At 61.3% G+C, this 346-nt stretch carries 1 protein-coding gene; it reads right to left on the bottom strand.

Going from position 1 to position 346, the window contains the following annotated elements; translation table 11 throughout:
- On the bottom strand, positions 1-346 hold a 346-nt coding region (locus ACM6IP_RS26050), incomplete at both ends, for a contractile injection system protein, VgrG/Pvc8 family (protein WP_414862610.1).

Raw genomic sequence — 346 nt, 5'->3', positions numbered from 1 at the left:
ACGAGTCTGCAGTTGCCAGACGGCGTCCTGGGCGCTGCTGCTCAGGCCGCAGGTCGGTCGATACGGCAGTTCGACGTCGAACTGATAGTGACGTTGGGCGTCATGCAGTTCCACCACGTCGATGCCCAAGCGCTGGTCACTGGTGACGTGGTACCAGATCCCGATCTCGGCCAGCAGCCGCGAGATAAAGGCCAGGTCGCTTTCACCGAACTGCATCACCTGCTCGCGCTTGGGGTACTCGCGCAGCAGGTCGAAAAAAAAGTCCTGGCCTTCGAAACCGTGGCGGCTGCGCAGGATGCTCTCGACGATCTGCGGCACCGATTGGTGCTGGTAGATACGAGACTGC

Origin of the sequence: Pseudomonas sp. IT-P176 (assembly GCF_949767245.1) — a bacterium.
In the GTDB taxonomy this organism is placed as follows: domain Bacteria; phylum Pseudomonadota; class Gammaproteobacteria; order Pseudomonadales; family Pseudomonadaceae; genus Aquipseudomonas.
This window is presented reverse-complemented; position numbering and strand designations above follow the sequence as displayed.